The sequence below is a fragment of the Cytobacillus gottheilii genome (genome assembly GCF_001636345.1).
Taxonomy (GTDB): domain Bacteria; phylum Bacillota; class Bacilli; order Bacillales; family Cytobacillaceae; genus Cytobacillus; species Cytobacillus gottheilii.
The window spans coordinates 3755854-3780204 of the sequence record NZ_KV440945.1; the positions used below are offsets into that span (position 1 = coordinate 3755854).

Consider the following 24351-nt stretch of genomic DNA (forward strand, 5'->3'; position numbering starts at 1 on the left):
TTCATCCTTAGAAAGGAGGTGATCCAGCCGCACCTTCCGATACGGCTACCTTGTTACGACTTCACCCCAATCATCTGTCCCACCTTAGGCGGCTGGCTCCAAAAGGTTACCCCACCGACTTCGGGTGTTACAAACTCTCGTGGTGTGACGGGCGGTGTGTACAAGGCCCGGGAACGTATTCACCGCGGCATGCTGATCCGCGATTACTAGCGATTCCGGCTTCATGCAGGCGAGTTGCAGCCTGCAATCCGAACTGAGAATGGTTTTATGGGATTGGCTAAACCTCGCGGTCTTGCAGCCCTTTGTACCATCCATTGTAGCACGTGTGTAGCCCAGGTCATAAGGGGCATGATGATTTGACGTCATCCCCACCTTCCTCCGGTTTGTCACCGGCAGTCACCTTAGAGTGCCCAACTGAATGCTGGCAACTAAGATCAAGGGTTGCGCTCGTTGCGGGACTTAACCCAACATCTCACGACACGAGCTGACGACAACCATGCACCACCTGTCACTCTGTCCCCCGAAGGGGAACGTCCTATCTCTAGGAGTGTCAGAGGATGTCAAGACCTGGTAAGGTTCTTCGCGTTGCTTCGAATTAAACCACATGCTCCACCGCTTGTGCGGGCCCCCGTCAATTCCTTTGAGTTTCAGCCTTGCGGCCGTACTCCCCAGGCGGAGTGCTTAATGCGTTTGCTGCAGCACTAAAGGGCGGAAACCCTCTAACACTTAGCACTCATCGTTTACGGCGTGGACTACCAGGGTATCTAATCCTGTTCGCTCCCCACGCTTTCGCGCCTCAGCGTCAGTTACAGACCAGAGAGTCGCCTTCGCCACTGGTGTTCCTCCACATCTCTACGCATTTCACCGCTACACGTGGAATTCCACTCTCCTCTTCTGCACTCAAGTCCCCCAGTTTCCAATGACCCTCCACGGTTGAGCCGTGGGCTTTCACATCAGACTTAAAGGACCGCCTGCGCGCGCTTTACGCCCAATAATTCCGGACAACGCTTGCCACCTACGTATTACCGCGGCTGCTGGCACGTAGTTAGCCGTGGCTTTCTGGTTAGGTACCGTCAAGGTACCGGCAGTTACTCCGGTACTTGTTCTTCCCTAACAACAGAGTTTTACGATCCGAAAACCTTCATCACTCACGCGGCGTTGCTCCGTCAGACTTTCGTCCATTGCGGAAGATTCCCTACTGCTGCCTCCCGTAGGAGTCTGGGCCGTGTCTCAGTCCCAGTGTGGCCGATCACCCTCTCAGGTCGGCTACGCATCGTTGCCTTGGTGAGCCGTTACCTCACCAACTAGCTAATGCGCCGCGGGCCCATCTGTAAGTGATAGCCGAAACCATCTTTCAGCTTAAGGACATGAGTCCAAAAGCATTATCCGGTATTAGCTCCGGTTTCCCGAAGTTATCCCAGTCTTACAGGCAGGTTGCCCACGTGTTACTCACCCGTCCGCCGCTGACGGTCTGGGAGCAAGCTCCCATCCGTCCGCTCGACTTGCATGTATTAGGCACGCCGCCAGCGTTCGTCCTGAGCCAGGATCAAACTCTCCAAGAAAGAGTTGATTAGCTCTTGTGTACATAATGTACATTGTTGATTCCGAAGAATCTTTTTTAAACGTTGACGTTTTATTGTTCGTTCAGTTTTCAAAGAGCAATTTTTCTTAAGTGTCGCTCCGAGGCGACTTTCTTAATATAACATGTTGAGTTTTTCATGTCAACACTTTTTTAAAAAATATCCGTCAGCTACAAAAACGTTTTTTGTTCGTTTCTCAGCGACGGATATAAATATACCAAGTATTTTATTAAAGGTCAATACTTTTTAAAACTTTTTTACGATAATTTTTTCCCGACTTTATAATAGCGATGGAGTATCCCTTTTCCTTTGGTCTCCACATTCACAACCTCAACATAATGCTTATCAATCAGATACTCTAGAAGCATCGTTAAATCTACTGCATATAAGCCGAGTTCTTCATGATTTAAGATCTCCTGCACAGTCCAATGTTCTCTTTCACTTAAAATATCAATAAGATGGCTGATTCCATCCTTGGTTCTTGAATGAATCAGAAACTCACTTGCTAGAAACAATAGCTCAAGCCGTTTTTCTAAAGGCTCGTGGCTATTCACTAACTCTTCATATAACTTCATAATCTCTGGCTCGATTTGTTTGACCTGATTCCAAACCGTATTCTCCGGATGAAAGCCATGGTCTATTACAGCAAGTCTGGCCAAATGATGCAATGAATGAACAATATGATTGTATGCATCAAAATATTGTTTGTTCTCAAAAAATGCTTTTCCGTCCATATACCGCTTAATAAGTTTGGCAAATTCAAGACCCATTTTCAACTTACGTCCGTGAAAAGGGAATTCCTGCAGTTCTTTCTTCGCCGTTTGCATATATTCATTACGATCAAACAGAATCTTTCCATTATAAATCCAATCAAACACCTTTTTATTAGTGCCAATCAGCAGCCATTCATTTAGCTGCTGCTCCGTAATGATATATAATGCAGCCTTCTTTTCCATATATGTATAATGTTTAATAAAAACCGGTTCATCCGCTTCCGTTACAATAATCAGCAGAACCGCATCAAAGGTATCGGTTGTCGGCAGTGCTTTCTGCCTCTTCTCAACAAGCAAAACACCCTTTGTGTTTGCCTGGCTTGCCCGCTCCTGATAGATCGGGCGGAGAATATCTTCCATTACAATTCCTCCATTAATTAAAGTGAAACTTCAATCCATTTTTCAATCAATAATAGCCATTATACCAGACCATAACGAACAGTTACGATCTCTTTTCCCTGCTAACAATTGAATTCAGACAGTTAGAGAGGGTCATTTATGTAATACTTTCGCCAAAATGAAGTTGAATTCCTTCATAAAACAGAGACAATTTTCGACAGGAATAGGAATTGATATTTATAGCAGGCAGGCTTATATGCTATAGTTAACTTTTAGGAGGGTGTTGCATGGCTAAATATTCAAGCAAAATCAATAAAATTCGTACCTTTGCACTGAGTTTGATCTTTGTCGGTTTTATTGTTATGTATATCGGAATCTTCTTTAGAGAATCTCCTGTTCTCATGACCTTTTTTATGCTGCTTGGAACTATATTCATTGTTGCTAGTACAGGTGTTTATTTCTGGATCGGGTTATTATCCACGAAAGCTGTACAAGTTGTGTGTCCAAGCTGCGGTAAATATACAAAGGTACTTGGACGCGTCGATATGTGCATGTACTGCAAAGAGCCTTTAACATTAGACAAGACATTAGAAGGCAAAGAGTTTGATGAAAAATACAATCGTAAATCACAGCAAAACTCGGCAAATTAATGCCGAGTTTTTTGTTTGGCCATTTCGTTCCTATTCTGCAATGAATGACAAAATAAAAAAGCCGCCTCAGATCAGGCAGCCTAGTCAATGAATTAGATTAATGCGCTTCTTTTGCAAGACACTCTGGACAAGTTCCATAGATTTCCATACGGTGATGGCTAACTTTAAAACCCGTTACATGGGAAGCAAGCTGCTCCACTTCATCTAATCCCGGGTAATGAAAATCAACAATTTTGCCGCATTGCTCACAGATTACGTGATAATGCTGTGTTGTAATGAAATCAAAACGGCTTGAAGAATCCCCGTAAGTTAGTTCTTTTACTAATCCAACCTCACGAAATACTCTCAAATTATTGTAAACTGTAGCCACACTCATATTCGGAAACTTTCCTTCTAGAGCTTTATAAATATCATCTGCTGTAGGGTGTGACATGGAGTTTATTAAATATTCAAGTATCGCATGACGCTGAGGAGTAATGCGGACTCCTGTATCTTTTAAAGTATCCAGAGCTTCTTTAAGTTGATCGTGCGTCACGTCATGCACCTCTTTCTAACATAGATTATTACTTTATAATGTTTATAAATAGTGTACTCATTTTACAGTGACTTTGTCAACAATGACAATCATTCTTCATCTATATGCCTGTCCAACAATCATGGTTCTTTAAATTGTAAGTGGCATGAGATAGGCTGTCATACCAATGGCTTTTTCTTCACTACAATCAGCGGTTTCGTTTTTGGAGCAATTGATAGCTTCAGCAAATTTCAGATTGATTCTGAAATTGTGATGGGAAATCCAGTTTATGAGGGATATATGCTTAACTTCAAGACATTGGCGTGGACGATTGCGGCCATCTTTATCTTGTGGCAGACCACGAAAATCATCATTTTATATAGTGGTAATGGCGAAGAGGGGATGAACTCCCTTCAAGACAAGTTAGTGGCTATTGTGACAGGGGGTATTCTACTAGGAATCTACTCACAGTTATTTGAATGGCTCTTGGAACTGACACATTTGTTGACGGAGATAATGTTGACGACTCCAGCCACACACTATGACATTATGCAGGTGATGGCTGTGAACTCAGTAGGATACGGCTTGGTATTGATGATTGTAGTTTCAGCAATCTTGTTTGTATTCTTCCTATCTGTCTTATATCGCACTGTTCTGTTCGTCATCTTGTATATTACAGGTGTCTTAGCGATTCCAACAATCGTGAATGACCAATACAATTTCTTTAATCTATGGTTGAAGACAGTTGTGAGTAACATTCTGACGTTGACACTGCAATTACTTTGTTTTGTATTAGGTATCAAAACCTTGGTGAGTCTAGAGTCGGGAAATATGGTATTCGGTGTAATTTTCTTCATCGTAGGTTTGTCTATACCGACACTACTTAATCAATTCGGAGCTTCAACTGGCACAACTCGTGCTGTAGGTTCATCTGTGAAATATGTGGCGAGATATGCAGCAAGAAGATAAAAGGAGATGGATAGCATGAAGAAAGTTATTCTCGGACTATTGATAGTCATTCTGACGAGTTTACTGATAGCTTGTAATTCAAGCAATGGAGAGTCGAATCAAACAAATGAAAACAAGGAAGTTTTTACAGATGAAGATATCGTAAAAGCTGAAGAAATGACTGTATTTTTGGATGAAAAGATGAAGGAATTTGAAATCGAAGCTAATGCAGCGATTGAAAATGGAGAAATTGAAGTGGGTAACAATGAGGAATTCACTAAATCAGTCAATTCACTGGGTCAACAAGTAGTTATTCAACCTTTTCTAGAAAAGTATCCGAACAGTCTAATTGCAAAAGGGTCATCAGATATAGCAATCACATTTCAAGCATTGAGTACGGAGCCGTGCGGCTTTGGAAATTGTACTTTCGATAAGATTGAGGTCTACGATGTTGATTACAATTTTGACGATACTGAACTATACAAATCAGAGGTTTTTGAACTTAGCCAATTAATTTTCAATGATATTGAAATGAACTCCAAAGACGAAGAACAGGAAGAGTCAGGCGCCATTAGTTTTGTGAAAACTAAAGAAAATGAACTTACTTTTTCACACGTACCTTTCTTACACATTGAAAGCTTAGATATAAAGAAGATTGATGAAGAATACAACAAAATCCAATCTAATGTACCTGGAAGTGAAGTTGAGTTCGAACAAGAAGAGTTTCGAGATGAAGCCAAAGAAATTCTTGAACTCTATCCAGAACTTCAATAGTGATGAAGGTGGTGAAAAGAAATGGTCATTCGAACAATTGCTAACCGTGTAGGAACTATCGAGATTAATCAAGATTCGGTATATTTTTTGCAGCCTCTGACGGCTTTTCAAACTGATGACATGGGATTAATTGAGCAAACTTATGAAAAATCATATTCACGTATTAATGAGTCGACACCTTTAGTGCCGGTCAAAGAGGGCACTTTCCAAGCAGGGCAGATACGTTATGAATACGATGTGACAGGATTAATGGCATTTACAGCACTCCGAACTTTTGAATTTGAAGAGAAACTTCCCTTTTATTTAGATCTAATCAATCTAGCAAAAGATCAACAAGTCAAAGTACTTTGGCAAAAAGAGAACTTCGTAGTAGATCGAGAGGCGAAACGATTATTTGGAATGGTCATCGAGAGTGACGTCATGTCCATTGCTGATAGTAAGGATCCTGTATCGGCTGTGAAAGAATTGATTATCATCTCTTTGACCAAGATGAATGAGCTAATAGATAGACCAAAGAGGATGGATTTCTTAGAACCAAGTGAAGAAGTAATTCGATTTGCGGAAACGATTTTCTTGAAACTCAATTCACTTGATGAAATAGAAGGGTATATAAAAGAAAAGATAGAACAGTTTGAGGAACAAAGAAGAGCGGAGAAACTAGAACAGGAAAGGCTATTGAACGAACGCAACGGTTTCGAGAAGTTTCGTGCGCATGTGAAAGATAAAGTTCAGTTTCAGAATGCTAAACCATCAACCTCTAAAAAGAAGTTAAAAAAGACTAGTCAACAGGGCAACTCAAAACTATTTGTGGGAGTAGCCATCATCTTACTTTTAGCAGTTGGATTAAATATTGCTTTGACACAAGCTACTGAAGAAAAAAAGAAGAGAATGCCTTCTATAATGAAGTGAGTAAAGAATATTTCGTGAGTACTCAATTTATGAATCAAGAACGGCGAATAATCGATTATAATTAGTTTACTTGATTTCGAGAGAATCTAAGACGGATAAAAGTGAGGGGGGATGATGTGCATACAAAACGGATAACAAATCATGGACGTATGGTGATTCCGAAGGAGATCTTAGATGTCTTTCAGCTAAAAGAAGGAGATCGTGTAGATATTACACATGATGAAAGACGGATTATCATTGAGCCCCACCGCCAAAGATACGTGTGTGCTGTCACTGGAAAAGTAACGAATGAAGCGATTCGTATTGGTGAAGCTTGGATTAGTAAAGAAGGATTAACCGAGATAATAAAATATTTAAATTTATCATAAATCAATTTTTTACTAAATATTTCAATTGAAATCTATCATTTTAAAATCTTTCAAAATAGTATATTAAAAATTTCACAGTACCATTTTCTAAGATTACGCATGATTTTAAACTTTTTTTTGAATATTTGAAATAAAACCAGTAACCTTTAAAGATTACTGGTTTTGTAATTATATATTTCATTTAGATAAACTACCGATAATCCCTCATATGTTAACTAAAAATAAATATCGTAAAAATTACATTTATTCCTTGAACCTTACGTAGGGTAATGTTTTATAGTGAAACTATTCTACTTTTACAAGGGGGGAATCATTGTGCAAAATGTTCTTGTAAAGACGTTAATTAAAGAAGAACAAATTCGTCTATATTTTATTGATAATACCCAGCTGCTTCGCGATATCTATGCCTTAAACCAGGAACTACCTAAACCGCTTAACCTGTTGTTAGGCAAAACGATATCAGCAATGAGCATACTCTCTGGTACGCTCAAAGGGAACCAGCGAATGAGCCTCCAGGTAACGTTGAGCAATCCTCGCCATAAGATTTTTGCGGAAGCCGAAGCGAATGGAAATGTCAGAGGATACCTGAACGAGGAACTTTTGAGATTTTCTAATATAGAAGAAAAGTCGATGCAAGATTTGATTGGACCTTCTGGGATGATCCGTGTCATAAAGGGTTCTGAGATGAATCAATTCACCAGCATTACCGATATGCCAAATCAACATATCACGGATGATATCGCCAACTATTTTGTGCAGAGTGATCAGACGCCGACCTATCTTTATTCCGACATTCAGTTGGATAATGGAGCTTCCCTTCTTTCCAGCCATGCACTATATGCACAACTACTTCCCGGTGCACCATCACAACTGCTTTCAGAAGTGAAAATGATTGTAAAAGCCAATCCGGATATTTTCAGTAAACTAAACGCTGAAGAAGCGAGTGACAGCGAAGAAGCGTTAACCCAGTTCTTTGGGGATGCAAAAATTATCGGCCATAGCTCCAGTCAATTTTTCTGCGGGTGCAGTAAAGAAATGTTCTATGGCATGCTTTATTCATTGAGTGAAGAGGAAATCAAACGGAGCATTGAACGAAATAAAGACATCGAAACTTTTTGCCATATTTGCGGGAAAACCTACACGTTTGAGCAAAAGGAGATGCAGCAACTCTTCTAACTTCGAATTTCTCGTTTTTAGTTGGTGAATAGAAATGGTGTTGAATGGAGGCTAAGCGAATGAAGGAATATTGGAAAGTCGGAGAAGTTGCAGAATTGACGGGTTTAACGATTCGAACTTTACGCTATTACGATCAAATCTGTTTATTTTCACCTTCTCAGTATACGGAGTCAGGACATCGGCTTTACACGAAAGCAGATTTGGTACGTCTTCAGCCAATTTTGTCCTTAAAGCAGATGGGAATATCGTTAGAAGAAATACAACTTCTGTTGTCTAATCCGGAGGAACAAACCGTTGCGGAGATTTTGCAAACCCAAATTTCTCGAGTCAAAAAAGAGATAGAGGTTCAGCAAAAACTAGTAGCGGAGTTGGAAAATGCGTTATCGGCTGTACACAGCAACCGGACCCTCTCGATTTCAGAACTTACTAAATTAATGGAGGCGCTGAAAATGAATAAGGAAAAATACTTTTCGAAGCAGCAATTGGATACCATGGAAAGCAGATATGAAAACGCCGACAAACAACTTTTAAAGCAAGCAGAGCAAGAATTTAACGGTCTTATCAAGGAAATTCGTTTTGAAAAAGAAAAAGGTGCTTCTCCTTCCGATGAAAAAGTACAAGATTTAGCGAGAAAATGGAATGACATCGTGAATGCCTTTTCCGAAGACGATAGGACTTTCCGCAAGCAAGCCGAACATTTCCACGCTGAAAACCCAGGGAACGAACTGCAGTATGAAATAGATGGCGAGCTATACCAATTTATCAATCAAGCATTGAATCATAAGTGATTTTATATATAAGGAAGAGGAAAGCTGATAAATTGGCTTCCCTCTTCCTTTCTTGTATTTGTTTTTAAAGAACTTCCGATAAGTCATGATATGTAAACTTAAGTTTATTCTACCTCTATCAAGAACGCATAATTTCCATCTCCCTGATTCCAGTCAGCAATTATATGATATGCATATATACCACTTTCATTTGGTGCATTAATTTTTCCACTATTTATTTCGATGACTTTTGAATTATTTTCATCAAGCCATTGCTCTAATTTCAAGGTTTTGGGTTGATAACCGATAGGGAATTCAATAGCGATTTTCTCGTTTTTTGATACCCTTGTTGGGGTATGTGATTCTGTCATGTCGATTGGAGTAGTATGAATGGTATCTACACATTGCGCAAATAAAAATCCATCCCAACAATATGATCCTTGTGTTGTTGGTATTTGCGTCTCTGCTGCTGAAATTTTTGGAGTCGGCGGTTCTAAACGAAATGGTTTAAATATAATTAACACTATGATTAGAATTCCAATAACTATAAACACCGAGCTTTTTTTCATATCTCTCATCCCCCTTACAATTTGAAGAGAAACTTCCCTTCTATTTAGATCTGATCAATCTAGCAAAAAATCAACAAGTCAAAGTACTTGTGACCGTCAAGTAGAATGAAACAATTTTTGCTCGTTATTTTGAAACACTTTGTTCCCCAAATATGGTAGAACGATGCTTCATACGATAACTATCTTCATTTAAATGAATGATTTCTACTCGGTGAAGAATCCTATCTAGAATTGCTGTTGTTATAGCTTGATCACCCAATAATTCTCCCCATTCTTTTGGTGCCTTATTAGAGGTCAAGATAATGGAAGACTGATTATACAAGTCATTAATTAAATGAAAGAACATATTAGCTTCTTGTTGATCCATTGCCATAAACATTAAGTCATCTATTATGACTAAATCAGCCTCTCTAATTCTTTTCATTCTTGCTTTTGACTTTCGTGTGATTTCTTCTGTTTTCAGGTTATGAATTAAATCTCCCATTGATGTGAATATCGCTTTATACCCTTGGTTAATAGCCTCTATTCCTAGGCCTACGGCCAGGTGAGTTTTACCTACACCTGGTGGCCCTAATAAAATCAAATTGTACAGCTGTTCTATCCAAGTTAAATCTTTTAATCTATTTAGTTGTTTGTTGCTTAAAGACTTTTGTTCTTTTAAATTAAACTCCTCAAGTGTTTTGCTGAAAGGAAAAGTTGCCCACTTTAATCGGTTGTTTAGTTGCTTTTCTTCTCTTCGAGTTTGCTCATAAGAAGTGACATCTAACAGGAATTGAGTAAATGAAAGGTCTTTTTGCTCAGCTTCTCTGATCAAATGGGGGAGATGCTTGGCAGTTTCAACGAGTCTTAACCCTTTCATTATGTCTTGTAATTGTTGGATTTGGCTCATCGCTATTCAACCTCCATTAAAACCGTGTAAGTATCTACTTTTCTTTTGTATGCTTCTGTTTCTAAAACCCATTCTGATAGCCTGTTCAAAGTCTTAACTTCTTTCTTTTTATCAATAACTGTTTCATGTACCTGGCGCTGACGTTTCACATATGCAATGATATCGCCAAAATCAGTTGCACTGTATAATTTCCTTTTTAAACACTCTGCTAACGCTTTAGTCAGTACTTCGTTATCGATACCTTTTGTTTCGCGCAAGATGATTTGCAACTGGTCTTTAATGTAACGAGGATTTTTTTCCCTAACCTTCTCTAAATATTTAAAGGCTAGTTCTTTATCTTCAAATCTCTCAGCCACTGTATTAATGAATGCTCCAACACCTTTTGTACGATCCCTACTATGTTTTTTATCTTTTATTAACATCCCTTTCCCTTCGGGAATTGAATGTTTTGCAATAATTTCGCCAGTATCAGGTATATAAATAACTAATTCTTTAGTCTCCGTTTCCTTGATACATACTTTTTCATATTTGTTATAAGTTCCAAGTGGAAGAGAGTACCGATTAGATTGGTAACGAATAGTATTGTCCTTATGAACACATCTTGCTATACTTATCTCATAGTTATTTTGAATATCTATATTTTGGGAGACTGGTTTTAAGTGTTGCTTTTCCAGGAGGAACACTTCGAATGGTCTCTTTTTTGTTGTATTGTGTATTTTATAGTTACCCGTTCTGTTCAGCCATTCCCACCCTTGCTCATTCCAAGAGTCGATGTTATGAAACACTCTATGTTTGGCATAGTTTTGTTTGATAAATCCAACTACATTTTCTATTCTTCCCTTACTCTCAGGGTCAGCTTTTCTACAAACCCGAAGGTTTATTCCTCTGGATTCTCTATACTGCTGAAATTCTTTAGTTAAAATTAGATCTCCACCATTTTCGCTAACAACAATTAAACTATCTTGGTCATAAACGATCTCATTGGTCATTCCTCCATACCATTTAAACGCGTTCTCATGGGCTTGTATAACATCCCGTGTTGTAAATGGTCTATCCAACCACTCTTTATACTTTTGTCTAGAATGTGATAAGACAAAAGCTATAAAGTTGAGTTTGGCTTCCTTATTATCAACAGTTTTTTGTCTCGTATGACCAAAATCTACTTGCATTTGTTCTCCCATTGGGGGATCAGGAATTGCCTCATACATTCGAGGAGATGTTTCCTTATTTATTTTGTATTCTTCTCTTAATGCTTTTACATATGTTCTTACTGTACTTTCTCCAACAGTTAGATCTTTATATTTCTCTAAAAGCCAATCATAAACTTGTGCTGCTGACATATCCGGATGCATTCTCAACCAAGATAAAATCAGTTCTTTATATGGATCTAATTTTTTCTTTTTATACTGAAGAGAATCAACCCATTCCGCCATCTCCGAAGGAGATCTCTTTAAGTGCCTGTAAACAGTTGTTCGAGAAACCCCTAACTTTTCAGCTATCTTTGTCTGACTAAATCCTTGCTTTAATAATTGCTTTATCTCCATGTACATTTCCCACTTATCCACCTTCGCTAACCTCCACTGCAAGTATGAACTATGATCATTTTACAGTGATAGGTTGATATTTTTTGCTGGTATATTTGGGTAAATAAGCGTTTCATCTTATCAAGCAAAAACTGTACACTTTATTCTAGCAGTCACACGTAATCTAGATCTCGATGCGTCCTTAGTTCTCAATAAATATTTTTTATCTCTATTTGGTAAATCAAATTTTAAAGAGTTATCTGAAGATATGAGAATGGAAGATTTAGAGGGATATAATGAAGAAAACAACTCGTACTTTTATGAACTAATCATAAGAAAGTATTTAAAACTAGGTTTTCTAAATAAAGAAAAACTTAAAGAGTATGATGAAAATATTTATCAATATGTAAGACATATCAGTGAAAATAGAGATGAAATAAGCTTGAAATACTTTCAATACCTCTCTATTTTGTTTACAGAAATGTATCTTGATAGATTTTTCCTTGATAGGGAAAAATTCGTGGATGATTTGAATAAATTTGTTCAAGTATTTAATAATAATAATGATACTTTTCTTACTGAATTTGATAAATATTCTTTAAATAAACTTGCCTATATGTCTGCAACAGGTAGTGGTAAAACTCTTATTATGCATGTAAATATACTACAATATAAAAAGTATATTAACAAAGCTAAATATTATGATAATTCAATAAGGTTAAATAAAATTATACTTCTGACTCCCAACGAAGGTCTATCAAACCAACATATTGAAGAATTGAGACTTTCAAATATTCCTTGTAACTTCTTTGAAAAAGATACTTTACAAGATGAATCAGAAGTATTTGTGATTGATATTAACAAACTTGCTGAGAAAGGAAAAGAAAAAACCGTCTCTGTCGATAGCTTCGAAAAAAACAACTTAGTACTGGTTGATGAGGGGCATAAAGGATTGTCAGGTAATGTTTGGTATGATTTCCGAAAGAGATTATCGGAAGAAGGTTTTTCTTTTGAATACTCAGCAACATTTAAACAAGCTATTAAAGATGAGAAGAAAAAAAGTACCGCAGAATTACTTGTGCATCAATATGGAAAGTCGATAATCTTTGATTATTCATATATAGTATATACGTTTTAAAGGTGAAAATTACTTAAACTCCCATCAGCCCTCTCTCCTGCTCAAGTCATAAAAAAAACGGACCTTTTTAAGGTCCGCATTATGACTATCTGAGGAGGTATGCCCTAATAAAATGATATTCAGATTGCCGCTTTTTGAATTGGACAAAAGCCTTGAAATTGTAAAATAGGCTGGAAATCCGGCTCAATTGGGTTTCTCTTTATTTCAACTCTTCTTTTACAAAACTGTGGACTTCCTCTACATGATCTTTAACCTTTACTTTGCGCCACTCTTTTGCAATCCGTCCCTCTTTATCAATAACGAAAGTAGAACGCTCCACTCCCATGTATTCTTTGCCAAAATTTTTTTTCAGCTTCCAGACATCATATAGTTCAGCTGCTGTATGCTGCTCGTCAGCAAGCAGCGGAAATGGCAGCTCATGCTTTTCAACAAACTTATCATGTCTGTTCAAAGGATCCGGGCTGATGCCAATCACGATAGTGTCTTCTTCTGCAAACTGACTGTGGCGATCACGAAAATCGCAAGCCTGTGTCGTACAGCCAGGCGTCATGTCTTTTGGGTAAAAATATAACACAATGTTTTTGCCTCGGTGTTCTGATAATGTAAATGTCTCCCCTGTACTTGCCGGGAGTGAAAAGTCTGGTGCGAATTCTCCTGTAATTGCTGTCATTTTTGACCTCTCCTTTATTCATATGTAAAAGTAAGTTTCCCTCTACAAAATAATAATAAACTGTCCAAAAACTTCTCCACTTTTACGTTAATGAAAAAAGAACAGAAAAACAACAGATAAGCATCATGTCTGTTGATCGATATCAAAAACAACTCGCGCTACAAATGCAGTTGGGATCACATAACCAATGAGCGCCTCAATGACAGCGATCATCCGGCCAATGCCAATTGGCGCAATATCCCCATATCCAACAGAAAACAGCGTCATCGCACTAAAATAAAAACCAGTCTCCAGCCGATCCAAAAAACTGACCTCCAGATAGCTAGTTTCTTCTATTAAAACAATATGTCCATTTAAATCAAGAATAATATAGATGAGCCCAAACCCAATCATGATCGTTCCATACAGAAACACTAAATAAATCATGTTCTCAATCGAAACCCATTTCCCTTTGATCCTTTTTGAAGTAAATAAGCTCTGCAGACTCATGATCATGCAAAGCAGAATTAGAGCTAAAGAAATATAAAGTACCATCACCATACCTCATTTCAAGCCTGTCTACTCATTCATATGCACAAAAAACACCTTCTATGAGTGCTTGTCATGTTCCCGGCACATACTCTATAGAGAAAACGTGGTAAACTAGAAAAGCGGAAAGCGCTCGCCCAGGGACGATAAGCTTAAGGCAAGACGACTGGGAGGTTGTTCTTTAACCTTCTAGACGGATTGACTTAAGACCTCGAGTCCCTAGCGCCTGGAGCTGGACACCTAGAAAAGCAGAAGGCGCTCGCCCAGGGACGACAAGCTTAAGGCGAGACACCTGTATTTAAAAAAGTGTATAGAAGAGATTCAAGGAGGAATACCCATGCAATTCACAAATTCAGAACGATTACATAGCGAGGCGCTTGAACATATTGTAGGCGGTGTAAATAGCCCATCTCGTTCTTATAAGGCAGTTGGCGGCGGTGCTCCGATTGCGATGGAAAGAGCGAGCGGCGCATATTTTTGGGATGTAGACGGAAATCAGTATATTGATTATCTTGCTGCTTACGGTCCGATCATTACTGGACATGCACACCCTCATATTACAGAAGCGATCACAAGAGCTGCTGAAAGAGGCGTTTTATACGGCACACCAACACAGCATGAAGTGAAGTTTGCCAAGATGATCAAAGAAGCAATGCCATGGATGGAGAAGGTTCGTTTTGTGAACTCCGGTACAGAAGCGGTAATGACAACAATCCGTGTTGCCAGAGCTTATACAGGTAAAGATAAAATCATCAAGTTCGCCGGCTGTTATCATGGACACTCCGATTTAGTGCTTGTTGCTGCTGGATCTGGTCCATCTACTTTAGGTACGCCTGACTCTGCAGGTGTTCCAAAAAGCATTGCCCAAGAAGTGATCACCGTTCCATTTAATGATATTGAACCTTTTAAAGAAGCGTTAGAAAAATGGGGAGATCAAGTGGCAGCTGTCCTTGTTGAGCCAATTGTAGGAAACTTCGGTATTGTGGAACCGCACCCCGGATTTTTAGAACAGGTGAATGAGTTAACACATGCCGCTAACGCGCTTGTTATTTATGATGAAGTAATCACTGCTTTCCGCTTTTCATATGGCGGTGCACAGGACATGCTTGGTGTACGTCCTGATTTAACGGCAATGGGTAAAATTATTGGAGGCGGTTTGCCGATTGGAGCATATGGCGGCAAGAAAGAAATAATGGAAAAAGTCGCTCCGCTTGGCCCAGCTTATCAGGCAGGCACTATGGCCGGAAACCCGGCATCCATCCTTTCAGGAATTGCATGTTTAGAAGTATTAAAGCAAGACGGAGTTTACGAGTATTTAGATCAATTAGGCGCAATCCTTGAAGAAGGCATCCTAAAAGCAGCGAAAGAGCATAACATTCCAATCACAATCAATCGCTTAAAGGGTGCATTAACACTCTACTTTACAGACGTGAAGGTAGAAAACTACGAGCAGGCAGAAAACACAGATGGTGAAATGTTTGCTAAGTTTTTCAAGCTCATGCTGCACCAAGGCATCAATCTCGCTCCTTCCAAATATGAAGCATGGTTCTTAACAATCGCTCATACAGAGGAAGATATTGAAGCAACACTACACGCTGTCAACAATGCTTTTGAAGCATTAGCATCTCAATAATTATACATTTTTTATTCATTAAACGAAGGCTGTTCTGGCCTTCGTTTATACTGAACCAACGATGAAAACGTTTACATATATAGCTTTTTATTCACAGATTATACAATTACCCCAATACCTTCTATCCAACTTTCTGTATATTTAATTGATTTCTGAAAATTCATATGATACTATTAAATCAATATTCTTGTGTAAAACACCCTTTGCTACTTTCGCGTGGTAACGCGGTACATCATTATGTATAACTGCTGATCTCGTCCCTCAAACATTTCAGCGCACGATCATAATGAACACGATAAAGTTTCAGATTAATTTTTCTATACAGGAGGTGAACGGCTTAAAGGCCCAGCCTATATAGCCGAAATGATGACAGAGCAATGGACTCCTTCACAATTCAATCAGTTTCATCGACAGGAACACGATGCATGTGGAATTGTCGCAAGTGTTGAGAAGCAAAAAACCCCTACAAGAGAAAATATCTTCAGTTGTATAAATGCCCTCGTAACGATGAACCACAGAGCCGGCTTTATTAACGGCGAAGGTGATGGCGTAGGTATTCATATCGATATCCCCCGTGTATTATGGAAGGAAAAATTAGCAGCAGCTGGTGCAGATGCGAACGCTGCAGATCAAAGTAATTTTGTTGTCGGCCATATTTTCATGTCCAGAGGACAAGATACAGCACAATTCAAAGAAAAATTGATTGAAAAATTAGAAAATAATGGTTTAAATGTTGTGTTTCAATCTGAACAAGTGACAGAAGCGTCTGCACTTGGACCAATCGCAATTCAAGAAAACCCTGTTTTCTGGCAATTTGCTTGTACAGCAGATTTAGAGGAAAGTGAACTTTCTAAAACGCTTTTTGCTTTAACCATTGATTTCGAAGAGAACGAACATGTTCATGTTGCTTCATTAAGTCAGCATCATGCGGTCTATAAGGTAATGGGTGCTGGAGATATTCTGCCTAAATATTATCATGATCTTGCTAACCCGCTTGTGGCTTCAACTATGACTCTCGGCCACAACCGCTATTCTACGAATACACTTTCAAGCTTTTTTCGTGTGCAGCCATTTAGTGTACTTGGCCATAACGGTGAAATTAACACGATTGCAAAGCTGCGTGATGAAGCAAAAATGGTGGGTGTGCCGCTTGTAAAAGACGGCAGTGATTCACAGGATTTAAACCGGACAATTGATACATTTATCAGCCGTGATGGCTATTCTCTTTTTGAGGCGGTAGATATTCTCTTCCCGCCGATCGTAAATGAAATTAAAGCATACCCTGAATATCTGCAGAACCTGTATGCTTATATTCGCGAAGCATGGGGACATTTTTCACAGGGACCTGCCGGCATCATTTCCCGATATGGCGACGAAGCGGTATTCAGTGTTGATGCTCTAGGTTTGCGTCCTCTCTGGATGCTTGAAACCCAAAGTTCTTACCTATTTTCATCTGAACCGGGTATCATTCCGTCCAGTGAATATGTAAATGACCCAAAACCTTTATCTCCTGGTGAAAAAGTTGGCCTTAAATGGGACGGAAATGACATTGTTCTGTATGAACAGAATGAGTACCAGCAGGAAGTGTATGAGCGCTTTTCCGCTAGAATGCTAGTTGATCAATATAAATTGCGTCTGACACCGCCGAAGTTTGATAAAGTCGTATCGATGAACTACCCAGATAAAATTCATAATGGCCAGTACAAAGCCTTTGGCTGGGAGCGAGATCATGTTCAGCTTGTGGAGCAAATGTCGAAAAATGGTGCCGAACCGATTCGCTCGCTTGGACACGATTCTCCACTTGCAGCACTTAATCCGCAGCGTAAGAACATTGCAGATTTTATTAAGGAAAGCGTGGCGGTTGTTACAAACCCAGCGATTGACCGCGATAGAGAAACGGAGCATTTTTCCACAAGAACGGTTATTGGAAGACGCCCATCTCTATTTGAAAAAGAAACAGCAGGAACAGCGATCGAACTGCTTTCTCCTATTTTAATAGAAGGAATCTCAGGCTATCGTTGTGCCAGTGAGTTGAACCAGCCTAGCTTTGACCAAGTGACAAACTTTTTCCAGGAAGAAAAGCTTGTTTCCTATATTCATATTCATTTTCACGAAAGCGAAACATTAAACGACGCAATTGAGCGTCTAAAGAGTGAAGCGATTGAAGCAGTAAAAAGCGGTAAAACATTGCTAATCCTTGATGATTCGAATGTTCATCAGGAAGGTGCCTATTGGATTGATCCGCATTTAGCGGTGTCTGCCATTGACCAGGCGCTTGTAAAGGCAGCGCTAAGACGGGATTGTTCTTTATTATTACGCTCTGCTTCCATCCGCTCTCTGCATGACATCATTACAGCATTTGGACTTGGAGCAGATTTATTAAGTCCATATTATATGTTTATTACGGTTGCAGATGAGGATCAGACTGCTCCGTTAACCAATCTTTTTGCAGCGTTAACGAAAGGGCTTGAAAAAGTCATTTCTACCATTGGAATTCATGAATTAAGAGGATATGGCCGCTTATTTTCATCAATCGGCTTAAGCAAAGAAGTTGCGGATGAGCTTAATATTGTGAACTTCTTTGGCTCTGAGGAGCTGAAATACAATTTCGCTTCTATGCGTGAAGATGGGATTGCCCGTGCAGCCGATTACAACAATGAAAAAGAACGAATCGGCAAAACGTTCAGCCTCTTCCCTCGTATCTGGAAAGCCATTGGCGAAGTCGCTTCAACTGGTGACTATAGTGCTTATAAAGAAAAGATTACCGAGCAGGAAGAAGAAAATCCAACAACGATTCGCCACTTAACAAGCTTTAAAAAAGCAAGCGAAGTTTTATCGCCTGAAGAGGTAAATATCGCTGTTGGCGATCATGACTTGCCGTTTATGATCTCTTCCATGTCCTTTGGCTCGCAAAACGAAGTAGCGTTCCGTGCATATGCGGAAGGCGCCGACCGTCTGAATATGATCAGCTTTAATGGTGAGGGCGGAGAAATTAAAGATATGCTCGGCAAATATCCGCGCACACGCGGACAGCAGATTGCCTCTGGACGATTTGGAGTTAACGCTGAGCTCTTAAACTCGACAAACCTGCTTGAAATTAAAATCGGGCAAGGCGCGAAGCCTGGAGAAGGCGGACATCTGCCTGGTTCAAAGGTTACCGCCAAAATTGCGGAAGCACGTAACGCAACCATTGGCTCGGATTTAATTTCGCCATCTAATAACCATGACATCTATTCCATCGAAGACCTTGCGCAAATGATTCATGAGCTGAAAACAGCAAATGATAAAGCCAAGGTTGCGGTTAAGGTCCCTGTTGTTCCGAATATCGGTACAATCGCAGTCGGAATTGCCAAAGCTGGCGCTGATTACATCACACTTAGCGGCTTTGATGGCGGAACTGGTGCTGCAAGAATACATGCGCTCCAGCATGTTGGACTGCCGGTTGAAATCGGCGTCAAAGCGGCACATAATGCCCTTTTGGAAGCTGGATTGCGTGATGGGGTGGAAATTTGGGCAGACGGCGGTATTAAAAGCGTTTCTGATGTGTTAAAAGTAATGCTTCTTGGTGCAAACCGGGTTGGCTTTGGAACATTATCAATGCTTGCCATTGGCTGTACAACTTGCCGCGGCTGTCATTTGGATACATGTCATGTGGGAATCGCTACACAAATCGACTCAGAAGCACAAGCAAAAGAACACGGCTTAAGACGTTTTGTGCCGCGCCAATTTGATTTAGCCGTGCAGGGCATTATGAATTTATTCTCTGCGTTTGGCAAAGAGCTTCAAACACTGGCAGCTGAAATGGGCATTCAAAACGTTCAAGACGCTGTTGGCCGTTCGGATCTTTTAGAACAAGCAAAAGGCAGCGACCAGCTCGACTTAACTTTCCTGTTAAAAACATTGGAAATCCGCCAGCTTGATAAGCATGAAACAGCTTCTGCTCTATCCGAAGCACAGCTTCAAGTGGCAGTTGGAGCCGAGTATCTGGATGCAACGGTTGAAGAATTGCATAGCTCACGTGAATTCAACAGCATTACCTCTGAACAGCGTGTGCTCGGAAGCAGAGTTTCCTGCCACCGTGTCAGAGGCAGACTGGATGGATCTTATAAAGCTCTTCCGCCTGTTGATCTTAAATATAAAAACGGCTCCATCCCGGGCAACGGACTTGGCGCATACAACAGCTTTGGCATCAATATCGAAGTTGCCGGCGGCGCGCAAGATGGGATCGGAAAAACATCATTTGGCGGACAAATTCTTATTTTCAAATCCAAAGGCAAAAACGGCCGCTACTATAATGGCTCTGTCGGAAAAGGATTTGGATATGGAGCACAAGAAGGCTTGCTTGTTGCTCAAGGAAATGCTGATGCACGTGCAGGGATTCGCCTCTCCGGCGCAGATATGATCATTGGCGGACAGCTTACGAAGCCTATTCCTGAAAATGAATTCGGCAATATTGGCACAAACGCGAATATTAAAGGATTTGCTTTTGAGTATATGACCAATGGCCGCGGACTCGTCCTTGGCGATCCTGGCCCATGGATTTGCGCAGGTATGACAGGCGGTGTCGTTTATTTACGCCACCAGCCAGAAAAAGGCCTGACAAAAGAAGCCATTCAGCGCCGTATCGCCAAAGGAGCAAAAGTAACGATTACATCTCTTTCTGAAAAAGGCAAAGAGGATATCCAAGAACTGCTTGGCCAATACATCGCCATGCTAAAGACACAGGAACAATTCGAAGAAGCTGCTGAATTATCACAGCTGCTCGAAAACCTTGATGATCACTTCCTTCAAGTGATCCCTGTGAAAGAACAGGCAGATCCATCAGTTTCTACTGAGTGATTGAGAAATATAAAAAGAGAAGAAACGTTTGCTTGTGCGAACGTTTCTTTTTTTCCTCTATTAATTATGTAGTGGTTGTGATTTTTTAATATCACACCGTGCCTCCATCTCATGCTTAAAAGTTATCACACCCATATAAATCTCTCTAAAAAACCAACACTCCACCCCATCAGTCCCCAGTCACCTAATTAAACCGTTTCCATAAAAAAGGTAGTAAAACTTTCAAAATTTAGGCTGTTTTTCTTTCAAAAGTTACTTGAACTTCGTGTATAATCCCTGTATAGTACATTATTGTTTAACAACCTGTAAAAACGTTTAAAGTAGATAATATGGACATACTTCCTCATTTTTAGAAGTATATATTGGTTAGAGTGAAACATTTTTTGATGTTAATACGTCAAACAATAGGTATTCATTAAGACTCCTGTATAAGAAAGGAACACATTTTGTATGAAACTTGGCGCCCGCATTTTAAAAACGGGAATCGCAATTATTTTGGCTTTATTTTTATCCGAATTATTACAGCTGCCTAACCCTGTATTTGCCGGGATCGCAGCCATTTTTGCTCTGCAGCCTACCATTTACAGATCGTATTTATCCATCATTGAGCAGATTCAAGGTAACTCGATTGGCGCTTTTATCGCCGTCATTTTTGTTTTATTATTCGGCAATGATATTTTTATCATCGGTTTAGGCGCAATTATTCTCATAACGATTAACTTAAAGCTTCGAATTGAAAATACAATTGCACTATCGCTGGTTACGCTGCTTGCCATTATGGAATCACCTGGAGATGAATTTATTCAGTTCGCTCTTATTCGTTTTTCTACCATTATGCTAGGTGTCTTTTCAGCGTTTATCATTAATCTTGTATTTTTACCTCCTAAATATGAGAATAAGTTATATAACCGCATCTCAAATGTTACGGAGGATGTGACTAAGTGGCTTCGACTGACCGTTCGCCGTGCCTCTGAGCATCACACCTTAAAGTCTGATATTGAAAAAATGCAGGATTCTATCAGCAAATTGGACATGATCTACGCGATGTACAAAGAAGAAAGAAATTATTTTAAAAATAATGCTGTTGCGAAATCGCGAAAGCTGGTTATTTACAGACAAATGATTTCCACCACAAAACGCGCATTAGAAACGCTGAAGAAGCTCCATCGTTTTGATAATGATATGGCGGATATTACAGAGGAATTTCAGTATACCCTGCAGCAGCAGCTGGATTGCCTTATCCACTATCATGAACATGTGATGCTAAAGTTTATTGGCAAGGTTCGTCCGCAGGTTTCTTTTGAAGAAGGAGAAGTCACGTTAAACAGACGCGAGCTCTTCCAGGTCTTCATTCAGCAGCAGCGGCAGATGGACACTGATCGCGATATTGAAGAATCCATGCTTCCGCATACCATGCAGATCGTATCTGCGTTCATGGATTATCTTGAGCAGGTCGAACATCTTGATATGCTGATTTCAAGCTTTCAAGCTTATCATAAAGAAGATAACGAAGTAACGATTGAGGAAACGGCAGAAAATTAATAAAAAACAGCTGACCATGGTGTCAGCTGTTTTTTTAATCAAAAGAGGAATTTTTCAATTTTTATGGAAGTATGAGATATACCATTCAGCACAAGGAGTTTACCCATGACAAAACAAATCAATATTTGGGCTTTTATATTATCAATCTGCTTTGTTTTTCTCTTTATTATGATGCCTGGAACTGAATCTATTTTTGGTTTACATCCGCTCTATCTTCTTTTCTTTATTACGATATTCACTTTTATATTAAGCTTAATCGGATTTTTAGGGATTCAAAATTGGAAAGGTGCCGTACGGAGTATTGTCTCTGTGGTATTAACACTGGGATTGGCAGCTATTCTTATTTTCATATTATTTATCGGAAGCTTATAAAAAACGCCTGGAGAACACGAAGCCTCCAGGCGTTTTTTTAATTCTCCAGCTGCTGCACTTGAAAGAGCTTATAATAACTTCCTTGTTTTTTCATAAGCTCATCGTGGGAGCCTTCTTCCATGATTTGACCATGCTCGATTAAAATGATCCGGTCTGCATGGGTAATGGTAGAAAGGCGGTGCGCCACAATGAAGGTGGTTCGGTCTTTTGCCAGCTCCTCTAATGACTCTTGGATGAGGTGCTCACTTTCTAAGTCCAATGCAGATGTGGCTTCATCTAAAATTAGAATCGGCGGGTTTTTCAGGAAGATACGTGCGATCGCAATCCGCTGCTTTTGTCCTCCTGACAGTTTCACGCCTCGTTCGCCCACTTTCGTATCATAGCCTTCTGGAAGACTCATGATAAAATCATGCGCATTGGCTGCCTTAGCAGCCTGAATAACTTCCTCATCTGTTCCTTCTGGTTTCCCTAGCAGAATATTGGTTTTAACCGATTCGCTGAATAGAATATTATCCTGCAGAACCATGCCAATCTTATCTCTTAAACTGCGGACTTTGAAAGAACGGATATCTTTCCCATCAAGGAGGATTGATCCATCTGACACATCGTAAAAACGCGGAATCAAGCCCACTAAGGAAGACTTTCCGCCTCCACTCATGCCGACTAGGGCGACGGTTTCTCCCTTTTGGATATCGAGGTTGATATGTTTTAATACATCTTCCTCATTTTCATTATATTTAAAGCTGACATCCTTGAACTGAATATGGCCGTTTACTTCCTTGCATTCCACTGCATTTGGCGCATCATCAATATCGTATTTTTCATCAAGGAGCTCAAATACACGGTCCATTGAAGCAATTGACTGTGTCAGTGTAGTCGATGAATTAACAAGTCTGCGCAGTGGTGCGTATAAGCGATCAATATAAGCAATGAACGCCATCATTACACCGAGTGAGATATTCCCCTGAATTACCTGGTAGCCAGCATAGCCGATGACGAGCAGCGGCGAAATGTCGGTAATCGTGTTCACAACTGCAAAGGCTTTTGCGTTCCATTTTGTATGGTCAATCGCTTTTTGCAGGAAATTGCTGTTCTGGCGGTCAAAATTCCCCTGTTCATAATCCTCTGTCGCAAAGCTTTTAATGACAGCCATCCCTTGCACCCGCTCATGCAGATAGCCTTGCACCTCGGCGAGTGCCTGGGAACGTACGCGTGTTAATTTTCGCAGATTGCCGAAAAAGTATTTAACCGAAAAAGCGTAAAACGGAAATAAGATCAATGACACGATCGTTAATGTGATATCCATATTAAACATAATAATGACAGCAATAATGATCGTAGACACATCAAGCCAAAGGTTCATTAATCCTGTGACAACAAAGGTTTTCGTTTGCTCAACATCATTAATGACCCGGGAAATGACTTCCCCAGCCCGTGTATTGGCATAATACTTAAAGCTTAGCTTTTGAATATGTACAAATAAGCGGTCACGGATATCGTATAAGATTTTGCTGGATACCCATTGTGCAAAATATTGGCGATAATATTCAATCGGCGGTCGTGCCACAACAAAAATGACAATCATACCGCCCATCAGCCAAAAAAGTGTACTTGTTTTTTCAGAATCGGCTGCATCACCGCCAATAATATCATCGACGACATATTTAATCAGAAGCGGGATCAACAAAGGAATGGCAAATTTAATAATTCCAATGATAATCGTTCCGATAATCTGAAACCGATATGGCTTTACAAATTGCATATATCTTTTAATACTGTTCAAGTAGCCTCCACCCTTTCAAGGCCTAAAAAAATGCATATCTTTTGCACTCATTTTAAATTGACCCGTT

At 39.8% G+C, this 24351-nt stretch carries 20 protein-coding genes and 1 rRNA gene; 12 read left to right on the top strand and 9 right to left on the bottom strand.

What is annotated here, in order from left to right:
• Positions 1 to 11 precede the first annotated feature (11 nt).
• Positions 12 to 1562: ribosomal RNA gene (locus A6754_RS18275) — 16S ribosomal RNA — on the bottom strand.
• Between the two features lie 275 nt (positions 1563 to 1837).
• Entirely contained in the window at positions 1838 to 2713 is an 876-nt protein-coding gene (locus tag A6754_RS18280; RefSeq protein ID WP_066449152.1) for a nucleotidyltransferase-like protein, read from the bottom strand.
• Between the two features lie 266 nt (positions 2714 to 2979).
• Here A6754_RS18280 and A6754_RS18285 point away from each other — a divergent pair, with 266 nt between their 5' ends.
• Entirely contained in the window at positions 2980 to 3342 is a 363-nt protein-coding gene (locus tag A6754_RS18285) for a YgzB family protein (RefSeq protein ID WP_066449155.1), read from the top strand.
• Positions 3343 to 3439: 97 nt separating this feature from the next.
• Here A6754_RS18285 and perR read toward each other — a convergent pair whose 3' ends face one another.
• Positions 3440 to 3877, bottom strand: coding sequence for a peroxide-responsive transcriptional repressor PerR (gene perR / locus A6754_RS18290; protein ID WP_066449157.1), 438 nt, complete (start codon positions 3875 to 3877; stop codon positions 3440 to 3442).
• 252 nt (positions 3878 to 4129) lie between these two features.
• Here perR and A6754_RS18295 point away from each other — a divergent pair, with 252 nt between their 5' ends.
• The 6 genes from A6754_RS18295 to A6754_RS18320 all read left to right on the top strand — a co-directional run bounded on the left by A6754_RS18295 (position 4130) and on the right by A6754_RS18320 (position 8819).
• Entirely contained in the window at positions 4130 to 4825 is a 696-nt protein-coding gene (locus A6754_RS18295; protein WP_465251930.1) for a conjugal transfer protein TrbL family protein, read from the top strand.
• A 15-nt stretch (positions 4826 to 4840) separates the two neighbouring features.
• Positions 4841 to 5578 (top strand): hypothetical protein, encoded by a 738-nt coding sequence (locus A6754_RS18300; protein ID WP_066449159.1) that lies wholly within the window; start codon positions 4841 to 4843, stop codon positions 5576 to 5578.
• A 21-nt stretch (positions 5579 to 5599) separates the two neighbouring features.
• Positions 5600 to 6487 (top strand): hypothetical protein, encoded by an 888-nt coding sequence (locus A6754_RS18305; RefSeq protein WP_066449161.1) that lies wholly within the window; start codon positions 5600 to 5602, stop codon positions 6485 to 6487.
• Positions 6488 to 6603: 116 nt separating this feature from the next.
• Complete coding sequence (locus A6754_RS18310; RefSeq protein WP_082851736.1) at positions 6604 to 6855, top strand: AbrB/MazE/SpoVT family DNA-binding domain-containing protein; 252 nt, start codon at positions 6604 to 6606, stop codon at positions 6853 to 6855.
• Positions 6856 to 7170: 315 nt separating this feature from the next.
• Positions 7171 to 8031, top strand: a complete 861-nt coding sequence (locus A6754_RS18315; protein ID WP_066449162.1) for an Hsp33 family molecular chaperone HslO — start codon at positions 7171 to 7173, stop codon at positions 8029 to 8031.
• 59 nt (positions 8032 to 8090) lie between these two features.
• A complete protein-coding gene (locus A6754_RS18320) occupies positions 8091 to 8819 on the top strand; it encodes a MerR family transcriptional regulator (protein ID WP_052651613.1) in 729 nt (242 codons plus the stop codon).
• Between the two features lie 104 nt (positions 8820 to 8923).
• Here the strand turns inward: A6754_RS18320 and A6754_RS18325 are convergent, their stop codons facing one another.
• The 3 genes from A6754_RS18325 to istA form a co-directional block, all read right to left on the bottom strand.
• Positions 8924 to 9367, bottom strand: coding sequence for a hypothetical protein (locus A6754_RS18325; protein ID WP_066449171.1), 444 nt, complete (start codon positions 9365 to 9367; stop codon positions 8924 to 8926).
• A gap of 124 nt (positions 9368 to 9491) precedes the next feature.
• On the bottom strand, positions 9492 to 10256 hold the full coding sequence (istB, locus tag A6754_RS18330) for an IS21-like element helper ATPase IstB (RefSeq protein ID WP_025909801.1): 765 nt from the start codon (positions 10254 to 10256) through the stop codon (positions 9492 to 9494).
• Positions 10257 to 10258: 2 nt separating this feature from the next.
• Positions 10259 to 11821 (bottom strand): IS21 family transposase, encoded by a 1563-nt coding sequence (istA, locus tag A6754_RS18335; protein WP_016205450.1) that lies wholly within the window; start codon positions 11819 to 11821, stop codon positions 10259 to 10261.
• 232 nt (positions 11822 to 12053) lie between these two features.
• Between istA and A6754_RS18340 the strand changes: the two genes are divergently transcribed.
• Entirely contained in the window at positions 12054 to 12917 is an 864-nt protein-coding gene (locus A6754_RS18340; RefSeq protein ID WP_066449175.1) for a DEAD/DEAH box helicase family protein, read from the top strand.
• 199 nt (positions 12918 to 13116) lie between these two features.
• Here A6754_RS18340 and bcp read toward each other — a convergent pair whose 3' ends face one another.
• Together bcp and A6754_RS18350 are read right to left on the bottom strand one after the other, a co-directional pair.
• Entirely contained in the window at positions 13117 to 13587 is a 471-nt protein-coding gene (bcp, locus tag A6754_RS18345; RefSeq protein WP_066449177.1) for a thioredoxin-dependent thiol peroxidase, read from the bottom strand.
• 123 nt (positions 13588 to 13710) lie between these two features.
• Complete coding sequence (locus tag A6754_RS18350) at positions 13711 to 14121, bottom strand: ion channel (protein WP_066449180.1); 411 nt, start codon at positions 14119 to 14121, stop codon at positions 13711 to 13713.
• 331 nt (positions 14122 to 14452) lie between these two features.
• Here A6754_RS18350 and A6754_RS18355 point away from each other — a divergent pair, with 331 nt between their 5' ends.
• The 4 genes from A6754_RS18355 (at position 14453) to A6754_RS18370 (ending at position 22501) form a co-directional block, all read left to right on the top strand.
• Positions 14453 to 15748, top strand: a complete 1296-nt coding sequence (locus tag A6754_RS18355) for a glutamate-1-semialdehyde 2,1-aminomutase (protein ID WP_066449181.1) — start codon at positions 14453 to 14455, stop codon at positions 15746 to 15748.
• Positions 15749 to 16114: 366 nt separating this feature from the next.
• A complete protein-coding gene (locus tag A6754_RS18360) occupies positions 16115 to 20587 on the top strand; it encodes a glutamate synthase-related protein (protein ID WP_066451732.1) in 4473 nt (1490 codons plus the stop codon).
• Positions 20588 to 21037: 450 nt separating this feature from the next.
• Complete coding sequence (locus tag A6754_RS18365) at positions 21038 to 22129, top strand: FUSC family protein (RefSeq protein WP_066449183.1); 1092 nt, start codon at positions 21038 to 21040, stop codon at positions 22127 to 22129.
• Between the two features lie 105 nt (positions 22130 to 22234).
• Positions 22235 to 22501, top strand: coding sequence for a hypothetical protein (locus A6754_RS18370; protein WP_066449186.1), 267 nt, complete (start codon positions 22235 to 22237; stop codon positions 22499 to 22501).
• Between the two features lie 37 nt (positions 22502 to 22538).
• Here the strand turns inward: A6754_RS18370 and A6754_RS18375 are convergent, their stop codons facing one another.
• A complete protein-coding gene (locus tag A6754_RS18375; protein ID WP_066449189.1) occupies positions 22539 to 24284 on the bottom strand; it encodes an ABC transporter ATP-binding protein in 1746 nt (581 codons plus the stop codon).
• Between the last annotated feature and the right edge of the window lie 67 nt (positions 24285 to 24351).

Coding starts and splice junctions, on each gene's coding strand:
- A6754_RS18280 (WP_066449152.1), bottom strand. CDS start 2,713: ATGGAAGATATTCTCCGCCCGATCTATCAGGAGCGGGCAAGCCAGGCA.
- A6754_RS18285 (WP_066449155.1), top strand. CDS start 2,980: ATGGCTAAATATTCAAGCAAAATCAATAAAATTCGTACCTTTGCACTG.
- A6754_RS18295 (WP_465251930.1), top strand. CDS start 4,130: ATGGGAAATCCAGTTTATGAGGGATATATGCTTAACTTCAAGACATTG.
- A6754_RS18300 (WP_066449159.1), top strand. CDS start 4,841: ATGAAGAAAGTTATTCTCGGACTATTGATAGTCATTCTGACGAGTTTA.
- A6754_RS18305 (WP_066449161.1), top strand. CDS start 5,600: ATGGTCATTCGAACAATTGCTAACCGTGTAGGAACTATCGAGATTAAT.
- A6754_RS18320 (WP_052651613.1), top strand. CDS start 8,091: ATGAAGGAATATTGGAAAGTCGGAGAAGTTGCAGAATTGACGGGTTTA.
- A6754_RS18325 (WP_066449171.1), bottom strand. CDS start 9,367: ATGAAAAAAAGCTCGGTGTTTATAGTTATTGGAATTCTAATCATAGTG.
- istB (WP_025909801.1), bottom strand. CDS start 10,256: ATGAGCCAAATCCAACAATTACAAGACATAATGAAAGGGTTAAGACTC.
- A6754_RS18340 (WP_066449175.1), top strand. CDS start 12,054: ATGGAAGATTTAGAGGGATATAATGAAGAAAACAACTCGTACTTTTAT.
- bcp (WP_066449177.1), bottom strand. CDS start 13,587: ATGACAGCAATTACAGGAGAATTCGCACCAGACTTTTCACTCCCGGCA.
- A6754_RS18350 (WP_066449180.1), bottom strand. CDS start 14,121: ATGGTACTTTATATTTCTTTAGCTCTAATTCTGCTTTGCATGATCATG.
- A6754_RS18355 (WP_066449181.1), top strand. CDS start 14,453: ATGCAATTCACAAATTCAGAACGATTACATAGCGAGGCGCTTGAACAT.
- A6754_RS18360 (WP_066451732.1), top strand. CDS start 16,115: ATGACAGAGCAATGGACTCCTTCACAATTCAATCAGTTTCATCGACAG.
- A6754_RS18365 (WP_066449183.1), top strand. CDS start 21,038: ATGAAACTTGGCGCCCGCATTTTAAAAACGGGAATCGCAATTATTTTG.
- A6754_RS18370 (WP_066449186.1), top strand. CDS start 22,235: ATGACAAAACAAATCAATATTTGGGCTTTTATATTATCAATCTGCTTT.